General features: G+C 66.8%; 16 protein-coding genes. All 16 read right to left on the bottom strand.

Features of this window, described 5'->3' with window-relative positions:
* Positions 1-40: 40 nt before the first annotated feature.
* Complete coding sequence (locus ASF51_RS07730) at positions 41-2,005, bottom strand: hypothetical protein (RefSeq protein ID WP_055927064.1); 1,965 nt, start codon at positions 2,003-2,005, stop codon at positions 41-43.
* Complete coding sequence (locus ASF51_RS07725; protein WP_055927062.1) at positions 2,002-2,505, bottom strand: GtrA family protein; 504 nt, start codon at positions 2,503-2,505, stop codon at positions 2,002-2,004. The genes ASF51_RS07730 and ASF51_RS07725 overlap by 4 nt, the downstream gene beginning before the upstream one ends.
* Positions 2,505-3,521 (bottom strand): glycosyltransferase family 2 protein, encoded by a 1,017-nt coding sequence (locus ASF51_RS07720; protein ID WP_055927059.1) that lies wholly within the window; start codon positions 3,519-3,521, stop codon positions 2,505-2,507. The genes ASF51_RS07725 and ASF51_RS07720 overlap by 1 nt, the downstream gene beginning before the upstream one ends.
* 170 nt (positions 3,522-3,691) lie before the next feature.
* Positions 3,692-3,901 carry an Rv0909 family putative TA system antitoxin gene (locus ASF51_RS07715; protein WP_176141235.1) on the bottom strand — a complete coding sequence of 70 codons (210 nt, stop codon included), beginning with the start codon at positions 3,899-3,901 and terminating at the stop codon, positions 3,692-3,694.
* 54 nt (positions 3,902-3,955) lie between these two features.
* Positions 3,956-4,726, bottom strand: coding sequence for a fructosamine kinase family protein (locus tag ASF51_RS07710; protein ID WP_055927053.1), 771 nt, complete (start codon positions 4,724-4,726; stop codon positions 3,956-3,958).
* 215 nt (positions 4,727-4,941) lie between these two features.
* Positions 4,942-6,135 carry an elongation factor Tu gene (gene tuf, locus ASF51_RS07705; RefSeq protein ID WP_055927050.1) on the bottom strand — a complete coding sequence of 398 codons (1,194 nt, stop codon included), beginning with the start codon at positions 6,133-6,135 and terminating at the stop codon, positions 4,942-4,944.
* Between the two features lie 133 nt (positions 6,136-6,268).
* Positions 6,269-8,383, bottom strand: a complete 2,115-nt coding sequence (gene fusA / locus ASF51_RS07700; RefSeq protein WP_055927048.1) for an elongation factor G — start codon at positions 8,381-8,383, stop codon at positions 6,269-6,271.
* Positions 8,384-8,480: 97 nt separating this feature from the next.
* Complete coding sequence (gene rpsG / locus ASF51_RS07695; RefSeq protein ID WP_055927045.1) at positions 8,481-8,951, bottom strand: 30S ribosomal protein S7; 471 nt, start codon at positions 8,949-8,951, stop codon at positions 8,481-8,483.
* The gene (rpsL, locus tag ASF51_RS07690) at positions 8,951-9,325 is read right to left on the bottom strand and encodes a 30S ribosomal protein S12 (protein WP_055927044.1); all 375 of its coding nucleotides are present in this window, start codon (positions 9,323-9,325) and stop codon (positions 8,951-8,953) included. Before rpsL ends, rpsG begins: the two co-directional genes overlap by 1 nt.
* A gap of 312 nt (positions 9,326-9,637) precedes the next feature.
* Positions 9,638-10,699 carry a hypothetical protein gene (locus tag ASF51_RS07685; RefSeq protein WP_055927041.1) on the bottom strand — a complete coding sequence of 354 codons (1,062 nt, stop codon included), beginning with the start codon at positions 10,697-10,699 and terminating at the stop codon, positions 9,638-9,640.
* Positions 10,700-10,706: 7 nt separating this feature from the next.
* Positions 10,707-11,177: a hypothetical protein gene (locus tag ASF51_RS07680; protein WP_055927038.1), complete on the bottom strand. Its 471-nt coding sequence runs from the start codon at positions 11,175-11,177 to the stop codon at positions 10,707-10,709.
* A 5-nt stretch (positions 11,178-11,182) separates the two neighbouring features.
* Complete coding sequence (locus tag ASF51_RS07675) at positions 11,183-12,151, bottom strand: hypothetical protein (protein WP_055927036.1); 969 nt, start codon at positions 12,149-12,151, stop codon at positions 11,183-11,185.
* Between the two features lie 56 nt (positions 12,152-12,207).
* Positions 12,208-12,663 carry an FHA domain-containing protein gene (locus ASF51_RS19340; protein WP_055927035.1) on the bottom strand — a complete coding sequence of 152 codons (456 nt, stop codon included), beginning with the start codon at positions 12,661-12,663 and terminating at the stop codon, positions 12,208-12,210.
* Positions 12,656-14,971 carry a transglutaminase domain-containing protein gene (locus ASF51_RS07665; RefSeq protein WP_055927033.1) on the bottom strand — a complete coding sequence of 772 codons (2,316 nt, stop codon included), beginning with the start codon at positions 14,969-14,971 and terminating at the stop codon, positions 12,656-12,658. The genes ASF51_RS19340 and ASF51_RS07665 overlap by 8 nt, the downstream gene beginning before the upstream one ends.
* Complete coding sequence (locus ASF51_RS07660) at positions 14,968-16,464, bottom strand: DUF58 domain-containing protein (protein WP_157412047.1); 1,497 nt, start codon at positions 16,462-16,464, stop codon at positions 14,968-14,970. The genes ASF51_RS07665 and ASF51_RS07660 overlap by 4 nt, the downstream gene beginning before the upstream one ends.
* Positions 16,461-17,435, bottom strand: a complete 975-nt coding sequence (locus ASF51_RS07655; RefSeq protein WP_055927031.1) for a MoxR family ATPase — start codon at positions 17,433-17,435, stop codon at positions 16,461-16,463. The genes ASF51_RS07660 and ASF51_RS07655 overlap by 4 nt, the downstream gene beginning before the upstream one ends.
* Positions 17,436-17,465 lie beyond the last annotated feature (30 nt).

The following is a 17,465-nucleotide window of genomic DNA, read 5'->3' as shown; positions in this document are numbered from 1 at the left end:
CGAGCCGACTATGCCCGAGCGGTGCCTCACGCCGGGTACTTCAGCGCGCGGACCCGACCAGGGTGAGAACGATGTCACCGGGGATGACCTGACCGTCGGCCGTCGTGACGAACTCATCCTGCGCGGGATTCATGCGAACCCTGATCGGTTCCGTCTCGCCGTCGCGGCCGCCGATGCGCACGGTGTATGCCGTGTCCTTCTCCAAGACGAGTCCTGGAGTCGAGAAGTTGGCCGGTCCTGCGCCCACTTCGTTCGCTCCGATCTCACCCTCGAAGACGGTGGCGCCTGTCGGATCGACGATGCCGACCGTCACGATCGCCGAATCGATCCAGGTCACCTGCGTCGCGTCGAGCCCCAGCCGGAGTTTCTCGACGTCCAGAGTGTCGGCGAACGTGAGCGTCTCTTCTACAACCGAACCGGGAGCCAGGATGTTGACGTCGGTGAGCGTCGGTGAGTCTGTGGCGGACGAGTATGCGGTCGGCGGCGGCGGGATGAGGTACACCGCGAACAGCAGCGCACAGAACGCGGCCGGAGCAGCAAGACGCACCCAGACGACAGTCCGCTTGATCGGCTCGATGTTGGGCATGCCCGCGACGAATGACGCGCGTGGGTAGTTGATCACCAGAACAGCGATGACGCAGGCGATCATGAACCCCACCAGGAACGCCGTGATGTTGTCGTCCACTCCCAGCGCCTTGAAGATCTCGGCCGGCGAGGCGAAACGCTGCGGGTCGGCTCCCGGCACCAGTCTTCCGAACAGGAGGTCCGTGAACAGGTACGAGTTGTAGATCGAGTATCCGACCAGTGCATAGATCACGAACAGAGAGGCCCCGATGCTGACCTCGAGGAGCGAATTCAGAGTCAGGTGCCGGGGGTTCGCAAAGATGATCAGCACCGCAAACGGGGCGACGAGAGCAATCCAATACGTGTTGAGAGGCACCAACGCGCAGAAGACGAGAAAGCCTGCGAAGGCGATGTACAGCGCAAAGGCCTGCAGTTCTCGCTGGCTGGAGGTTCGTTTCGCATAGGCGAAGATCACGAGCCCGACCAGGAAGATGACGAAGAGCGGAGCCGACAGGTTCGCCTGCCAATCGAAGCCCGCGGTTCGGAGACGAGCAAGCATGGTCTCGTTGAACCCTGCCGTCGACACCACGTAGGCCAGGTTGCCGCGATAGAGCAATCGACACAGCAGGAGTCCGGCGACACCGATCAGGATCTGTACGAAGGCGCGAGGAAGCCTCTTCTCCCTCAGCAGCACAAGGGGGATGAAGATGAACAGCCCGAAGAGCTTCAGCGTGTTCGCCGCCAGGAACCACAACAGGAAGGAGCGGGTGTTGCCTCGGAGATAAGCGAGGAGGCCGGCCAGCATCAACGTGATGGAGATGATGTCGTACTGCACGATGACGAACACGGGAATGAAGAGTCCCATGGAGGACAGGAAGTAGAAGGCGACCCACTTCGCCCGAGCCGCGGTCATGCCGAGCGTCTTGGCGATGGCCACCATCAACCGCGCGGCGGCGAGAGCGAAAATGACGATCATCAGCTTCAGCCACAGTTCGGCCGGAAGCGAGTTCAGGTAGTCGAAGCCTGTGAGCTGATGAAGCACATACGTCGGAAGGTTCCACAGGGCGAATATCGCGTAGATCGGAACGTCGTAGACCGCGGGATGACCGAACGTCGAGTTGTCGATCGCGATCTGGTAGAAGTCCTGCGGTCGGCCGGCAAGAACGGAGTCGAGGAAATTGAAGGAGTGCTCGAAGGTCGTCTTGGCGTCGGCGTAGAGGAACGTGACCAGAGCGACCGCGCTGATCGCGACGAGAAGAGCCCAGTCCAGCGCGTTCGGACGCTCCACTCGCTTGAACCAGCGGCCGACGCTGCTCGCGAGGACCGCATCACCCGCGGACCCCCAGGCGCTATCCACCCTCGCGATTCCGCGATCGAGCCAGCGCCCCGCCGTCGCGGCAGGAGACACACGCTTCTTCGTGGTCGTGTTCTTTGTCGTCATCGTGAGGTTCCGCCCGTAGTGTCCGTGTCCAGCTCGTCGTTCGCGAGCCCGTTCGCCCTCGGGCGATGGTCTCGCTCGATGAGCAGCTTGCGAGAGATGAAGTTGTAGACGAGCACCACCGCCGTCGCGATGAGTTTTCCGATCAGAGGTGATGCACCGAAAGCACTGACCGTCACGACGAGGATCAGTTGGTTGAGGCCCAGGGCGACGATATTCAGCCCGAGATAGACCGCGAACTCTTTCGCAAGGCTGCGCCCCGGCTTCGCCTCGAAGACGAACTTCAACGTGAGCACATAGTTGAGCACCAGCGAGAGGCAGAACGAGACGGTACTCGCCAGCACGTACTGAACGCCGAACACGTTCAGCAGCAGAACGAACACACCGTAGTCCACCGTGAACGAGATCAATCCGACGATCAGGAATCGGGTGAACTGCCACAGCAGCCGGCGCATGCGGCCCGTGCTGTTTCCTCCGCAGCGTGCGCCGTCGATCCGCTTCATCAAGCGTCGTTCTCGTTCGTGTCGCCGGGCAGATCGCGGGCTGAGGGACCGACGTTCGGGCCGCTGCCGGCGGCCGGGGCCAGGTTGACCCACTCTCCGACGACCACCCGCGGCTTCGCGGTGATGCGGCCGTTGATGCTCAGGATGTATTCACCGAGAACACCGATGAAGAACAGCTGCACGGCTCCCAGGAAGAAGATGCCGACGGTCGTGGATGCTTCGCCTGCCGGGTAGGTCTCCCAGTTGAAGAGCTTGTTGAAGAAGACGAAGATGGCGAACCCGAGACAGACGAGCGCGATGACTGCCGCGAGGAGAGTGGCGAAACGCATCAGGAGCTTTGTCGAGGACGTGATGCCCTGCATGGCGAAATCATAGTTCTTCAGGAAATTGAAGTTCGATCTGCCCCGAACGCTCTTGCCCTGGTCGTAGGGCACTATCGCGACGTTGAGTCCGTACTCCGCGACGACAGTCTTGAAGAAGGGCTGCACGTCGCCGATCTGCTCGAGAATGTGCACAAAAGCGCGGTCGTACAACCCGTACCCCGTGAAGCGCGGAATCTGTGCGGTCTCTGCGGTCCACCGGATGACGGTGTAGTAGATCCGCCGCAGCATCGTCATCACGAAGCCCTCGTCGCTGCTTCGGCGCTGCCCGACCACGACCTGGCTTCCGGCCTCCCAGGCCTTGACGAACTGGGGGAGGTTCTCCGGTGGGTCCTGGAGGTCGCCGAAGAGCATGAATGTGGCATCTCCGCTGCCGTAGGTCAGGGCGGAGAAGACGTTGCGGTGAAAACCGAAATTACGTGCGTTGAAGACGGCCTTCACCTTGGCGTCGACCGCCGCGAGACGACGGATCTCCGCGCGAGTTCCATCGGTCGAGAAGTCGTCGACGAAGATGATCTCGTAGTCGTACGCGGGCAGTTCTTCGCGAAAGACCGTGGTGAGCCTGTCGTACATCAATTGAACGCTGCGTTCCTCGTTGAAGCTGGGAACGACAACGCTGACAGTCTTACGCGACAATCGAATTCCTCAAGGTACGGTTCGTGCGGGTATGGCCGGAGCGCCTCAAGGAGTGTAGCGCAGCCCCAATTGTGGCGACAGCTCAGGCCCGCCAACACGTGTGCGTGCGCGGTGCCCTTCGACAGGCTCAGGGGACGACTCCGTTCCCTGAGCCTGTCGAAGAGGCGACGCTACTCCGTACCGACGGCCTTGTCGGCAGCTGCCCGGGCGCCCTCCACCTGCTCGTCGAACTTGTCGCCGGTCACCTTGTTGACCGCGCCGGCGACGCCGTCGAGGAGCTTGTCGCTGATGTCTTCGGCCTGCTCGCTCTTGAGCGCCTCCTGCACCTTGTTGTCGCCCAGGAACTCCTGTGCCTTCTTCGTGATGTCTTCGAGTCCCATGATTCTCCTTTGATCGGACCTCGTGAGCTGAGGCTTGCGCCCATTGTGCTCTTTTCAGCGCAGCGTGTCGAGGGCATGTCGCGCCGCGTCGCCGAGGGCGCGCCCGTACGACGCGCCATGACCCGCAGCGTGCACCGCGAGCGGGTGCAGCTGGTGCAGGGGGACGCGATCGCGCCACCCGGTCCGCAGAGGGAATGCGGTGTCGTAGGCGTCGACGATCACCTCGAGATGGGGCGCACCGAACAGCGCCAGCATGGCGAGGTCGGTCTCGCGGTGTCCGCCGTGGGCGGCCGGATCGATGAGCACGACCCCGTCGCCCGTGAAGATCACGTTGCCGTTCCAGAGGTCGCCATGGATGCGCCGCGCGGGTTCGCCGTCATCCGCAGGGCCCGACTCCAGCAGCTCGCAGACGGCCCGCACGGTGTCGGCGTCATCGGCGTCTATCGATCCGACCGAGACGGCGATCTCGAGAAAGGGCCTGACCCGCTGCTGCGAGTAGAACCGGCCCCACGACGTCTCCGGTTGGCAGCTCATGGGCCTCGACCCGATGAAGTTCGGGCCGCCCCATCCGGTCGGTGGCGATCCGAACTCCCCCGCACCCGCGCGATGCGTGACGGCCAGCGCCCGCCCGAACTCGGCCGCAGCATCCGGTGTCGGCCGGGCAGGAACGAGCTGTTCGAGCTCGATCGACCGCAACCCGACGGACTCCACCCGCACGATTCGTGCTCCCCCGTCGGGCTGCGCCTGCGCGAGCCACGCGAGGCCTGCTGCTTCCGCCTCGAAGAAACGTGGGGGTGCGTGCGGGTTCGACTTCACGAAGGGCATGGATTTATTGTCTCCCTTCGACAGGCTCAGGGAACGGGAGGGGGTGGGGCTCAGGGAACGGGCGGGGTGGGACTCAGGGAACGGGCGGGGTGGGGCTCAGGGAACGGGCGGGGTGGGGCTCAGGGAACGGGCGCGTTAAACGGAAGCAGGGCCCCACCCGAAGGTGAGGCCCTGCTGACGCCTAATTACTTAGGGCACTACTGGTGAAGAATCGACTACTTGGTGATCTTCGTGACGGTACCGGCACCGACGGTGCGGCCACCCTCACGGATCGCGAAGCCGAGGCCCTCTTCCATGGCGATGGGCTGGATCAGCTCGACGCTGATGTCAGTCGTGTCGCCGGGCATGACCATCTCAGTGCCCTCGGGGAGGGTGATGACGCCGGTCACGTCGGTGGTGCGGAAGTAGAACTGCGGGCGGTAGTTCGTGTAGAAGGGGTTGTGGCGGCCACCCTCATCCTTGGACAGGATGTAGGCGGTTCCGTCGAAACCGGTGTGCGGCGTGACCGAACCCGGCTTGACGATGACCTGGCCGCGCTCGACGTCTTCACGCTTGGTGCCGCGGAGCAGCAGACCACAGTTCTCGCCGGCCCATGCCTCGTCGAGCTGCTTGTGGAACATCTCGATACCCGTGACCGTGGTCTTGACGGTCGGGCGGATGCCGACGATCTCGACCTCGGAGTTGATCGCGAGGGTTCCGCGCTCGGCGCGACCCGTGACGACGGTTCCACGACCGGTGATCGTGAAGACGTCCTCGACGGGCATCAGGAAGGGCTTGTCCTTGTCGCGGACGGGCTCCGGGATGGAGTCGTCGACGGCCTGCATGAGCTCGAGGATCGAGTCGACCCACTTCTCGTCGCCCTCGAGGGCCTTGAGGCCGGAGACGCGAACAACGGGAGCGTTGTCGCCATCGAAGTCCTGGCTGGAGAGCAGCTCGCGAACCTCGAGCTCGACGAGCTCCAGGATCTCCTCGTCGTCGACCATGTCGGACTTGTTGAGCGCGACCAGCAGGTAGGGAACGCCGACCTGCTTGGCGAGCAGAACGTGCTCGCGGGTCTGGGCCATGGGGCCGTCGGTGGCGGCGACCACGAGGATTGCGCCGTCCATCTGGGCAGCACCGGTGATCATGTTCTTGATGTAGTCAGCGTGACCCGGGGCGTCGACGTGAGCGTAGTGACGCTTCTCGGTCTCGTACTCGACGTGCGAGATGTTGATCGTGATACCGCGCTGGCGCTCTTCGGGAGCGGAGTCGATCGACGCGAAGTCGCGCTGAACGTTGGTCTTGGACGGGAACTTGTCGGCAAGGACCTTGGAGATCGCTGCAGTCAGCGTGGTCTTTCCGTGGTCGACGTGACCGATCGTTCCGATGTTTACGTGCGGCTTGGTCCGCTCGAACTTGGCCTTGGCCACTGGGTCCTCCTCAGGACTCTCTTGCTCCGCATCCGGACAGAAAACTACCGGGTGAAGAGCGGGGGTGTTTGTGTATTGATGTTACGCGCTCCGGTGCTCGCAACAATATTGAGCACCGGAACACGATACAGGACTATTCGCCCTTGTTTTTGTTGATGATCTCTTCGGCGACAGCCTTGGGGACCTCGGCGTAGCTGTCGAAGGTCATCGAGTACACCGCGCGGCCCGAGGTCTTCGACCTCAGGTCACCGATGTATCCGAACATCTCCGAAAGCGGCACATGGGCACGGATGACCTTGATACCGGTCGCGTCCTCCATGGACTGGATCTGGCCACGACGCGAGTTGAGGTCGCCGATGACGTCACCCATGTATTCCTCAGGGGTGCGCACCTCGACTGCCATCAACGGCTCAAGGATGACCGGGTCCGCCTTGCGGGCGGCTTCCTTGAACGCCATGGAACCAGCGATCTTGAACGCCATCTCCGAGGAGTCGACGTCGTGGAACTGGCCATCGAGCAGGGCTGCCTTGACACCCACCATGGGGTAGCCGGCGAGAACGCCGACCTGCAGGGCATCCTGGATTCCAGCGTCGACCGAGGGGATGTACTCGCGCGGAACGCGACCACCGGTGACCTTGTTCTCGAACTCGTAGCTCTTCTCCGCGGTCACCTCCATGGGCTCGATCGAGATCTGCACCTTGGCGAACTGACCCGAACCACCGGTCTGCTTCTTGTGGGTGTAGTCATGCTTGGGCACCAGTCGACGGATCGTCTCGCGGTACGCGACCTGGGGCTTGCCCACGTTGGCCTCGACGTTGAACTCGCGCTTCATGCGGTCGACGAGGATGTCGAGGTGAAGCTCGCCCATTCCCTTGATGACCGTCTGGCCCGTGTCCTGGTTCTGCTCGGTGCGGAAGGTCGGGTCCTCTTCAGCGAGCTTCTGGATGGCGACACCCAGCTTCTCCTGGTCGGCCTTCGTCTTCGGCTCGATCGCGACCTCGATGACCGGGTCGGGGAACGTCATCGACTCGAGGACGACCTGGTGCTGCGAATCGCTCAGCGTGTCTCCCGTGGTCGTGTCCTTCAGACCGATGACCGCGTAGATGTGACCGGCGGTGACGGAGTCGACCGGGTTCTCCTTGTTCGCGTGCATCTGGAAGATCTTGCCGATGCGCTCTTTCTTGCCCTTGGTCGAGTTCATGATCTGTCCGCCCGACTCGAGCTGGCCCGAGTAGACGCGGATGTACGTGAGACGACCGAAGAACGGGTGCACCGCGACCTTGAACGCGAGCGCCGTGAAGGGCTCGTTGGCGTCGGGGTGACGCATCACGACGACCTCTTCGTCACGCGCGTCGTGGGCCTCGGTGGCCGGAACGTCGAGCGGGGTGGGGAGGTAGTCGATGACCGCGTCGAGCATGGGCTGCACGCCACGGTTCTTGAAGGCGGAGCCGCAGAGCACCGGGTAGATCTGGCTCGACACGGTGAGCTTGCGGATGGCGCCCTTGATCTCGGCGACGGTGAGCTCTTCGCCGGAGAAGAACTTCTCGAGCAGCGCATCGTCGGTCTCGGCGACGGTCTCGAGAAGCAGCTGGCGGTACTCGTCAGCCTTTTCCTTGAGGTCGGCCGGGATCTCCTCGATCTCGTACTTGGCGCCCATCTGGACGTCACCCTTCGAGTCTCCGCGCCAGGTGAGCGCGCGCATCTCGACCAGGTCGACGACACCCTCGAAGCTCGACTCGGCGCCGATGGGCAGCTGGATGACCAGCGGCTTGGCTCCGAGGCGGTTGATGATGGTGTCGACCGTGTAGTAGAAGTCGGCTCCGAGCTTGTCCATCTTGTTGACGAAGCAGATGCGCGGAACGTCGTACTTGTCGGCCTGGCGCCAGACGGTCTCCGACTGGGGCTCGACGCCCTCTTTACCGTCGAAGACGGCGACGGCACCGTCGAGCACGCGGAGCGAACGCTCCACCTCGACCGTGAAGTCGACGTGACCCGGGGTGTCGATGATGTTGATCTGGTTCTTGTTCCAGAAACAGGTCGTCGCAGCAGACGTGATGGTGATTCCACGCTCCTGCTCCTGCGCCATCCAGTCCATGGTGGCTGCGCCATCGTGGACTTCACCGATCTTGTGCGTGATACCCGTGTAGAACAGGATGCGCTCGGTGGTGGTGGTCTTGCCGGCATCGATGTGAGCCATGATGCCGATATTGCGGACCTTGTTCAGGTCGGTGAGCACGTCCTGTGCCACAGATTGCCTCCGGTTGTTTACTAAGGGGTTTGTCGAACGTCAGGCAGGGATCGAGTCGCGCGGCCCGCGGATGCGAACCGCACGACTCGACACGCTTCTACCAGCGGTAGTGAGCGAATGCCTTGTTCGACTCGGCCATCTTGTGCGTGTCTTCGCGGCGCTTGACCGCGGCGCCCAGGCCGTTCGATGCGTCGAGGATCTCGTTGGTGAGACGCTCGGTCATGGTCTTCTCGCGACGGCTCTTCGCGTAGCTCGTGAGCCAGCGGAGGGCCAGGGTGTTGGCGCGGTGGGGCTTGACCTCGACGGGGACCTGGTAGGTCGATCCGCCGACGCGGCGCGAACGCACCTCGAGGGTGGGACGCACGTTGTCGAGCGCCTTCTTCAGGGTCACGACGGCGTCGGCGCCGTTCTTGGCGGCGACTCCTTCGAGTGCGTCGTAGACGATGCGCTCGGCGAGGCCCTTCTTGCCGTCAAGAAGGATCTTGTTGACGAGCTGGCTGACGATGGGGGCTCCGTAGACCGGGTCCGCGATGACGGGACGCTTCGGTGCTGGTCCTTTACGAGGCATTACTTCTTGTCCTTCTTCGCGCCGTAGAGGCTACGGGCTTGCTTGCGGCCCTTGACGGCCTGGGTGTCCAGGGCGCCGCGGACGATCTTGTAACGGACACCGGGCAGGTCTTTGACACGACCGCCGCGCACGAGCACCATCGAGTGCTCCTGCAGGTTGTGGCCCTCGCCGGGAATGTAGGCGGTGACCTCGGTGCCGTTCGACAGCTTGACGCGGGCGACCTTGCGGAGAGCCGAGTTGGGCTTCTTGGGCGTGGTCGTGTAGACGCGGGTGCAGACGCCGCGCTGCTGCGGGTTGGCCTTCAGGGCCGGCGTCTTGGTCTTGGTGACCTTCGGAGTCCGGCCCTTGCGGACCAGCTGCTGAATGGTTGGCACTACTTCTCCTATTTTCTGCTGCACGGTGACAGCTTGCTTTCGCGTAGCAATCGGCGGCACCCGGCTCGCGGGATTCACTCCGATGTTCCTGTGGACCCACCGTCCGTACACGCGGACGCATGCGGATTCTTGATGGTGGGTATGCCGTGGGAGCTGGCCCCAGAGAGGACCGGCCCTTGCCTTGCCTCAGACTGGTCTGGCGCAAGAGTCTCGCCTCGAACGAATTCGGGGCGAAAAGTGGGCATGCAAGAATGCACACACCCGGGCAATATTAGCCCCAACCATGCCCTTCGGTCAAGCGAGCGCCACCGCTCAGAACGGCAGCACCGACGAGGTGAACTCGACGGCGCCGTCGACGACCGAGACGGTGCCGACCGGCCGGTAATTGGAGATGGTCGTGCCCGATGGCCCGGAGCGCCCGGCACCGTCGACCGAGTCGGCGACGACGTCGAGCGTGCCGCCCGTCTCCGTGGTGACCGACCAGCCGTTCCGGGTCCATCCGCCGATCGAATACGTGGGACGCACCGTCAGCGTCCAGCGGATGTCGGAGTACGTCACGCCGTCCTGCGCCCGTGCCTCGAACCCGCAGTTGTCGGGCTTCAGGCTCTGCTGGGACACGCATCCGTCGACATAGGCGTCGACCGCCGTCTGCGCCGCGGCGATACCTGCCTCGGTGAGCGTCGTCGTGACCGCCGCCGTCGCGAGGCTCCCCGCCGCGCTGTCGGACAGCCCGACGACGCTGGCCGTGGCGGGCACCGCATCGAACAGCTCGTCGCCGCCGACCGAGACCTCGTAGTCGCCGGGGAAGGCGCGCAGGGTCGTGCCGTCTGATTCGTCGAGCGCAGTGCCGTCAACCTGGACCGACAGCCCCGCCGGCCCCTGCACCTGCACGTCGACGGCCCCGAGGGACAGGGGCTCGAGCTGCCAGGTGTCGAAGACGATGAACGACTTTCCGCTCTTCGAGAGCGTGAACTCCTGCGTGTAGCTCGTTCCTCCCTGGGTGATCTTCGCGGTGACCGTCGACGTGTCTCCGGTCGTCTCGGGTTCACCGATGGTGAAGTCGGTGATGTGGTTGGCCGACGACGTGTAGGCGTCGTCGGTGAGGAGCCCCGACGGCTTCTCGCCCATCACGGCGAGAGCGGCCTCCGCCCTGCCGTCGACGAGGTCTTGCAGGAACTCGTCGACCTGCCGCTCCGGCGCCACCGACGAGGAGATCGATGCGCCGGCGACCGCGAGCCCGGCACCGCCGAGAACCACGACGGCGGCCGCTATGGAGATGCCCACGATGAGCCCGGTGCGCGACCTCCGCTTCGGCGGCTCCGGCGGCATGGCGTACGCGCCGTAGGGCACAGGGGGCAGGCTGGCGTCTGACATCGAAGACTCAGTCCTTCTCCCACGGCCAGGATGCGCCGCCGCCGCCCGCCGCCAAGAGGCCCAGTCCCATGGCCGAGACGAAGGCGGCTCCCATCACGACGAGCGTGTAGGGCGTGGGCGCCTGCGCGGCGATGGCCAGCAGCAGCGAGACGGGTCTGCCCGTGGCCACGAACTGCAGGATGCCGAGGACGGCCAGCTGCACGGCCACCGCCCCGAGGGCGAGGACCGCCGATGCCCCCAGCAGCGCGCCCGCTCCCCTGGTGGTCATGGTCGACCACCGCGGCGCCGCGAGCGCGACGAAGACGGCGAGTGCGGTCACTCCGATCGAGACGGGCACGACGATCGGGCCGATGTCGCGATCGGCCACCACATCGGTCTCGGTCAGCAGGCTGACGAATCCCCAGCCCGCCACGACGAGCGCCACGAACAGCGCCGTCGCGAAGACCGATCGGCCGTATCGCAGGCCAGGGCCCGGCATGACGGCTACCAGACCGGCGATCCCTGCGGCGCGGAGGCCGGGGCCTCGGCTACAGCCCTGTCGTACTCGGCTCTCGCCGTCTGGTTGCGCTCCTTGACCTTGCGGCCGCGTGAGGAGACCCAGGCACCGGTCCACACCGAGACCTCACGGGCGACGATGGCGGCGGCCAGGGGCAGGGGGTCCATCAGGAGCGACCGCAGGAACTCTGCCAGTTCGTCCGAGCTCATGGTCCAGCCCTGCACCGCGAGGTACGCGCCCACGATCGACCCCGCATAGACGATGGCCGCCACGACGAAACCGCCGATGATGTAGGCCCACCAGCCCGCGCGATTGAGAATCAGCACGAGGAGGATGAATGCGATCGCGAAGAACACGACCGGAACGATGAACGCGAAGTTGACCAGGAACCGGGTGAGCGTCGCGGCGGCGTTGTCGACCGACGGGTTGAAGACGAAGAACAGCGAGGCCACAGCGGCGTACACGACGGCGAAGGCGACCGTGCCGAGCAGGGCGATCACGGTGCCGAAGACGCGGTTGCCTCGTCGGGCGGGCTGCGCTGGCTGCGCCGTGTACGCGGGCGGTGGCGTCGCGGAGTAGATCTCGCCGCCCGGAAGACCGGCCGGCACGGTCGGCGCGGGAGGGCTGCCTGCACCCTCGGTCTGCGAAGCGAGCGGAGCGCCCGTCGTGTGCGGGTTCATGGGAGGAACGGTGGTGCGGACGACGTAGGGGTTCGAACCGTCGGGCTCGCGGTTCTCGGCAGGGCTGGTCCAGCCGGTCGACTCGCGGGGGCCGTTCTCGGTGTTCGCGGTGTGCACGACGACGGGCTCGAGCGTTCCCGGCTCGACGGACGACGGCTCGGCGACGACGAATGCCGTGTCGGGGTCGGCCTGCGGCTCTGCTCGGGACTCGCGCGGCTCGGATTCGTGGCCGTTCGAACGCTGCGGGTCTCGATCGGGATCGTTGTTCGTGCTCATAAGGCCATCCTGCCGGTCGGGGAGGTGCTTGGCCAGCAGGCGCGGCGCACGAGCTGTCACCGCACCGTGAACGACTGCCGACCGATGCGTACGACCGCGCCCGGCTGCACGACATACTTCTGCCCGGGCGCCAGAGCGACGGCGGGCCGGCCCCTCTGCTCGACGGTCGTGCCGTTGCCCGAACCCAGATCCTCTAGCCAGAGGCCATCGCCGTCGATCTCGAATCGGGCGTGCACCTTCGACACCGATCGACCCGGGTCGTCGACACGCACCAGCTGGAGCGAGGACTCCCCACGGACTCCCTGGGGCATCCGCCCGATGACGCCGGCGCCCGCGACGGTCACCGTCTGGCCCGTGCTGAAATCGAGGAGATACGACGCCGGGGCGCTCGGGCGCTCGGACTCCTCCTCCGAACGGGGCCACGGCTCGACGAACGGGATGCGCGCGGATCGCGCATGCCACAGCCCGCCGGGCGACGACGCGGGGAACGGGGGCAGCTCGGGCTCAGCCACGACGCACTCCCCCGCCGTCGGACTCGCGCCGGTTCGACGCGAGCGATCGCACGCGGGCCGCGGCACGGATGCGCTGCCACCTCGAGAAGTCCTTCGCCCACACGGCGCGGGCGGCCGCGACATCCGACCAGTAGCGGTCGGCCTCCGTGAAGTCTGTGCGGTCGTCGGCGAAGACGGCCGTGTCGGCTCGGCGCGCGAGCGTGTCGAGCCCAGCGACGCCGACGGCCCGCGCGGCCTCCAGCCTCGTTGCCGCGGGCGGCACGTCGTAGCCGTAGTCGAGGCCCGCGTCGACCAGCTCCTGCCACCCTCCGGCGATGCGGGAGACGGCATCCGATCGCCGCCGCCGACGACGCCGGCGTGCCAGCTTCGCGACCCCCACGACGATCACCGGCGCGCAGACGACGAGGAGCACCAGTCCGACGATCGCCACGATGCGCACGATGCCGAGAACGACCGGCCAGAACGCGTCGGGATCGTCTGCCTGCTTCTCGTCGGCCTCCGGCCGGTTCGGCTCCACGGGCGTGTCGTCGGCGGCGGGCGGCGGCGGGATGACGACCTGCGGCCTCGACACCTGCTGCGTCGCATCCGGCAGCTGTTCGGGAATCGGCCTGTCGTCGGGCGTCGGCTCGAGTGCGACCCATCCGTAGCCGGCGAGGTCGACCTCGACCCAGGCCGAGACGTCGGCCCCGGTCACGGTCGTCGACCCGGCAGGGGGCGCGAAGCCCATCACGACGCGGGCGGGGAAGCCCAACTCGCCGGCCATGAGCGCGACGGTCGCGGCGTACTGCTCTGCGTCGCCCAGCATGAGCGGGGCGGTGAGGAGTTCGGTGATGCGGTCGGCGGCGTGGCCCGATCGAGAGTAGGGCCGGTCGGCATCGGTGCCGTGGCTGATGTAGCCGGATGCGCGGATCGCCTGGACGACGGCGGCCAGCTTCTCGCCGGGTCGGTCGAGCCCGGCGGTGTCGTCGGCGACCGCGGCGGCGACCGCATCCGGCACGTTGCTCGGCTGCGGAACCGACGCGTCGCCCGGGGTGGCGGCCAGCAGCTCGTCGTCGTCGGGCGCGGGAGGCACGATCGAATCGACGGTGTAGGTGTCGCCCTCCTGCACTCCGCCGAGCACGGCGGCCGTCGACGTGGTGCGGTTGTAGAAGAACTCGTCTGCCAGCCGAGACGCTCGGGGCCCGCCGAACTCGACGCTCTCGGCGTCTCCCACGATGGGAAGCCAGACCCCTCGGTAGCCGGACACCGAGATCGTCGCCGTGACGGCCGAGCCTGCCTCGCCGGCTCTGTCGATCGTCGAGGGAACACGGGCGAAGAAGCCCGAATCGGCCGTCGACGAGCCGTCGCCCACGCTGTAGACCACGCCATCGTAGGTGTCGAGCGCCGCCAGCCGGATGCGCGCCCCGTCGGGCAGCCCGTCGACCTCGAAGAGCGGCGCTCCCGCGGCCTCGGCGCTGAAGTAGGAGCGGAAGCCGCTGAGGGGGCTCGCGTAGTCGCGCGGATCGAACGGCCTCTCGACGGCGGCTCGCACCACGTCGCGCGGACCCTGGGGAGCCAGGGCCGCGGCACCGGCGACGCCCGCGGCGACGGCGACCGCGAGAACGAGCACGGCCGCGATCACGGGGCGCACGGCCCCCCGTCGTTCCGGCTCGACCTCACGCGTTCGGGCATCCGACCCGGTCTGGCCCGACAGCAGCGCGATGGCCCGGCGCCTCGCGAGCCTGGCCCGCCACGTCATCCAGGCGATCGCCGCGAGGAGGAACGCGATCGACGTGACGACGGGGAACCACGCCGTCTCGGGGCCGAGGGCGATGCCCGTGACGGCCACGACGATGGGGATCACCACGGCGATCTCGCCCCGTCGTGTGCGCAGCAGGATCGACAGGCCGAGCACACTCCCCCCGAGCATCAGCACAAGGGCCGGAGCCAACAGGGACTGGTAGCTCGCAACGGGCAGGTCGACCGTGACGAGCTGTTTCCACCCCAGGGCGCTGCCCGTCACGAGGTCGCGGATGCCGTCGAAGCTCGGCAGCACCCCGGAGATCGCTCGACCGGGAACCGCGAGCGCCACACCGAAGACCAGGAACACCCCGATGGATGCGCCGAGGACCGCATACCCGGGCCAGCGCAGCAGCGCGCCGGCCCATGCGACGGCGACCCCGAGCACGAGCGCCGCCCCCGCGAGAACGAGGAGTCGCGGAGTCTCGTAGATGGGCCAGAGCGTCGCCGCCGCGATGCACATCAGCAGCACGAAGAAGGCCGTGTCGATCGCTGCGGAGAGTCGATCGATGCGGGGAGCCGCCCTCACGATGCCGCCCTCGCCAGCGCCTTCTGCACATCGGTGAGGTATCCCACCGTGAGAACGCTCAACTCTCCGACGCGGCGCAGGCTCGGCACGATCCCCGGGTTGCAGACCACGGCCAGAACCTCGACCCCCGCGGGGAACGCGACCGACGCGGTGCGCAGCTGTGCGCTCGTCACCTCGGATCCGCAGACGACGATGGCCACCGATGCTCCGGAGACCGACTCCGCGCCGCCCCGGGCGAGCGCGACGAGTCCCATGGCTCTCGCGCTGTGCTCGACGCGCGCGAGGTCGTCGAGCAGGCGTGTCCTGCTGAGCGAGCTGAGGCGCAGGGGTGTCGTCGTGGCCCGCCGGGCGAACTCGGGCGTCTCGGCGCTGGTGAGCACGGACACGTCCCTGGCGTCTCTGATCGCTCGGATCCCGATCGATCCCGCCACGCTGACGGCGAGCTCGAACTCCTCCTCGGAGTGGTAGTCGGCGCTCGAGCGCGACAGGGCGATCACCAGATGACTGCGCCGCGTCTCTTCGAACTGCCGCACCATGAGGCTGCCCGTCCGCGCCGTGCTCTTCCAGTGGATGTGCCGCCGGTCGTCGCCGGGAGCGTACTCGCGCAGGGCGTGGAACGAGACGTCGGAATCGGTGAGGTCGCGCGTCGGGTTTCCCTCGAGGTCGCGGATGAGGCCCGTACTCGTCGACGGGATGGCCACGGTCGCCGGATGCACGAACAGCTCGAGGTACGAGGTCCAGACGTACTCGCGGCGGAGCAGTCCGATCGGATCAGCCCTCACGGTTCGCACCGGCCCGACCCGCACGACGCCCCGCCGCGCCGTGGGAACGGCGAAGACCCGGCTGACCTGTCCCTGCCGCCGGATGCCGCCGAGATAGAACTCCGCCAGACCGCTGCCGACCGGAACCTCGCTCTTGACGGGGGGAAGGCGGAACCGGCTGGGGTTGCACACCGAGAGCGTCGCGCGCGCCGACTCGCCGACCACGACACGATCGCGGTCGAGCGAGAGACCCACGTCGTAGGAGTTGCGGCCGAGGAGGAAGAGCGTTCCGAGCAGCAGCAGGGCGAGACCGGTGAACGCCGCCACGACGAGCTCCATCCAGCCGAGCAGATAGCCGAACACGGCGCCGACGACCACGACACCGACGACGGCCAGCCCGAGTCCGGTGACGGTCGCCGCGGTCCAGCTCCAGGCGCGTCGGACGCCCGCCCGCGCCGCCCGCGCAATCCGGACCGCGCGCATCCGGGCACCCGTGCGTGCCCCGCCGTCGTCGATGGCGGATGCGGCGCGCGTGCGCGTGTAGGCGTGGGTTCCGGTCAGGCCGGTCAGCTCGGCCCGGGCGTCCGTCGTTCCGGATGCCGCCTGGTCCCGGGCTCGGCGGGCGGTGCGGCGGCCGAACGCCGTGCGCCTGGCCCGCACCTCTCGCGGGCGCTGCGGCGAACCGGGGCCGCCGGCCCCGGTCGCACTCGCACGCCGCGCGTCGTCGCTCAAGCCGACTTCGCCCTGTCGGTGGGCGGCGGGGTCTCGAGCAGGATCTGACCGATGATGCTCGACGCGGTCACGCCGTCGAACTCCGCCTCGGGATCGAGCACCAGCCGATGAGCGAGCACGTTCTCGGCGAGGGTCTTCACGTCGTCGGGCGTCACGAAGTGTCGGCCGTGGGCCGCGGCCCACGTCTTCGAGGTGCGCACGAGGGCCACGGCACCGCGCACGCTCGCGCCGAGACGCACCTCGACCGCGTTCCTCGTCGCATCCACGATGTCGGCCACGTAGTCGAGAACCGCGTGTCCGACGTGAACCGTGCGCGCCAGATCGGCCATCTCGACGATGCTGGCGCTCGTGACCACGGCGGGGATCGTGCTGTCGTGCGTGCGCGTGGCCGCGCCCTCGAGGATCGCGATCGTCGACGAGCGGTCGGGGTAGCCGAGCGAGGCCTTCATCATGAAGCGGTCGAGCTGCGCCTCGGGCAGCCTGTAGGTTCCCGCCTGCTCGACGGGGTTCTGCGTCGCCACGACGAGGAAGGGCCTGCCCACCCCGTGCGTCGCGCCATCGACCGTCACCCTGCCCTCCTCCATGACCTCGAGCAGCGCCGACTGAGTCTTGGGGCTCGCCCGGTTGATCTCGTCGGCCAACACGATCGACGCGAAGATCGGGCCGCGGTGGAACTCGAACACGCCCTGCTTCTGGTCGTAAATGCTCATGCCGGTGACGTCGCCGGGAAGGAGGTCGGGGGTGAATTGGATGCGGCTCGACGTGCCCTGCACGGTCTGCGCCATGGCGCGGGCCAACGAGGTCTTGCCCGTGCCCGGGGAGTCCTCGAGCAGCAGGTGGCCCTCGCTCAGAAGCGTCGTGAAGGCCAGTCTCACCACGTGGCTCTTGCCGAAGACGACGCGCTCGACGTTCGTGACGAGTCGGCCGAACACGTCGGAGAACCAGACGGCCTGTTCGCGGGTCATGGTCATGGTCGTACTCCTGTTGTCTCTGTGGCGGCG

This window comes from Agreia sp. Leaf283 (assembly GCF_001422485.1).
In the GTDB taxonomy this organism is placed as follows: domain Bacteria; phylum Actinomycetota; class Actinomycetes; order Actinomycetales; family Microbacteriaceae; genus Agreia.
Note: the sequence above shows the minus strand (reverse complement) of the source record. Positions and strands in the feature narration are given on the sequence as shown.

Excerpts from the sequence above, each read along its gene's own strand:
- ASF51_RS07715 (WP_176141235.1), bottom strand. The coding sequence starts at position 3,901 with ATGGGACTCGAAGACATCACGAAGAAGGCACAGGAGTTCCTGGGCGAC.
- ASF51_RS07710 (WP_055927053.1), bottom strand. The coding sequence starts at position 4,726 with ATGCCCTTCGTGAAGTCGAACCCGCACGCACCCCCACGTTTCTTCGAG.
- ASF51_RS07730 (WP_055927064.1), bottom strand. The coding sequence starts at position 2,005 with ATGACGACAAAGAACACGACCACGAAGAAGCGTGTGTCTCCTGCCGCG.
- ASF51_RS07655 (WP_055927031.1), bottom strand. The coding sequence starts at position 17,435 with ATGACCATGACCCGCGAACAGGCCGTCTGGTTCTCCGACGTGTTCGGC.
- ASF51_RS07680 (WP_055927038.1), bottom strand. The coding sequence starts at position 11,177 with ATGCCGGGCCCTGGCCTGCGATACGGCCGATCGGTCTTCGCGACGGCG.
- ASF51_RS07725 (WP_055927062.1), bottom strand. The coding sequence starts at position 2,505 with ATGAAGCGGATCGACGGCGCACGCTGCGGAGGAAACAGCACGGGCCGC.
- ASF51_RS07675 (WP_055927036.1), bottom strand. The coding sequence starts at position 12,151 with ATGAGCACGAACAACGATCCCGATCGAGACCCGCAGCGTTCGAACGGC.
- rpsG (WP_055927045.1), bottom strand. The coding sequence starts at position 8,951 with ATGCCTCGTAAAGGACCAGCACCGAAGCGTCCCGTCATCGCGGACCCG.
- ASF51_RS07685 (WP_055927041.1), bottom strand. The coding sequence starts at position 10,699 with ATGTCAGACGCCAGCCTGCCCCCTGTGCCCTACGGCGCGTACGCCATG.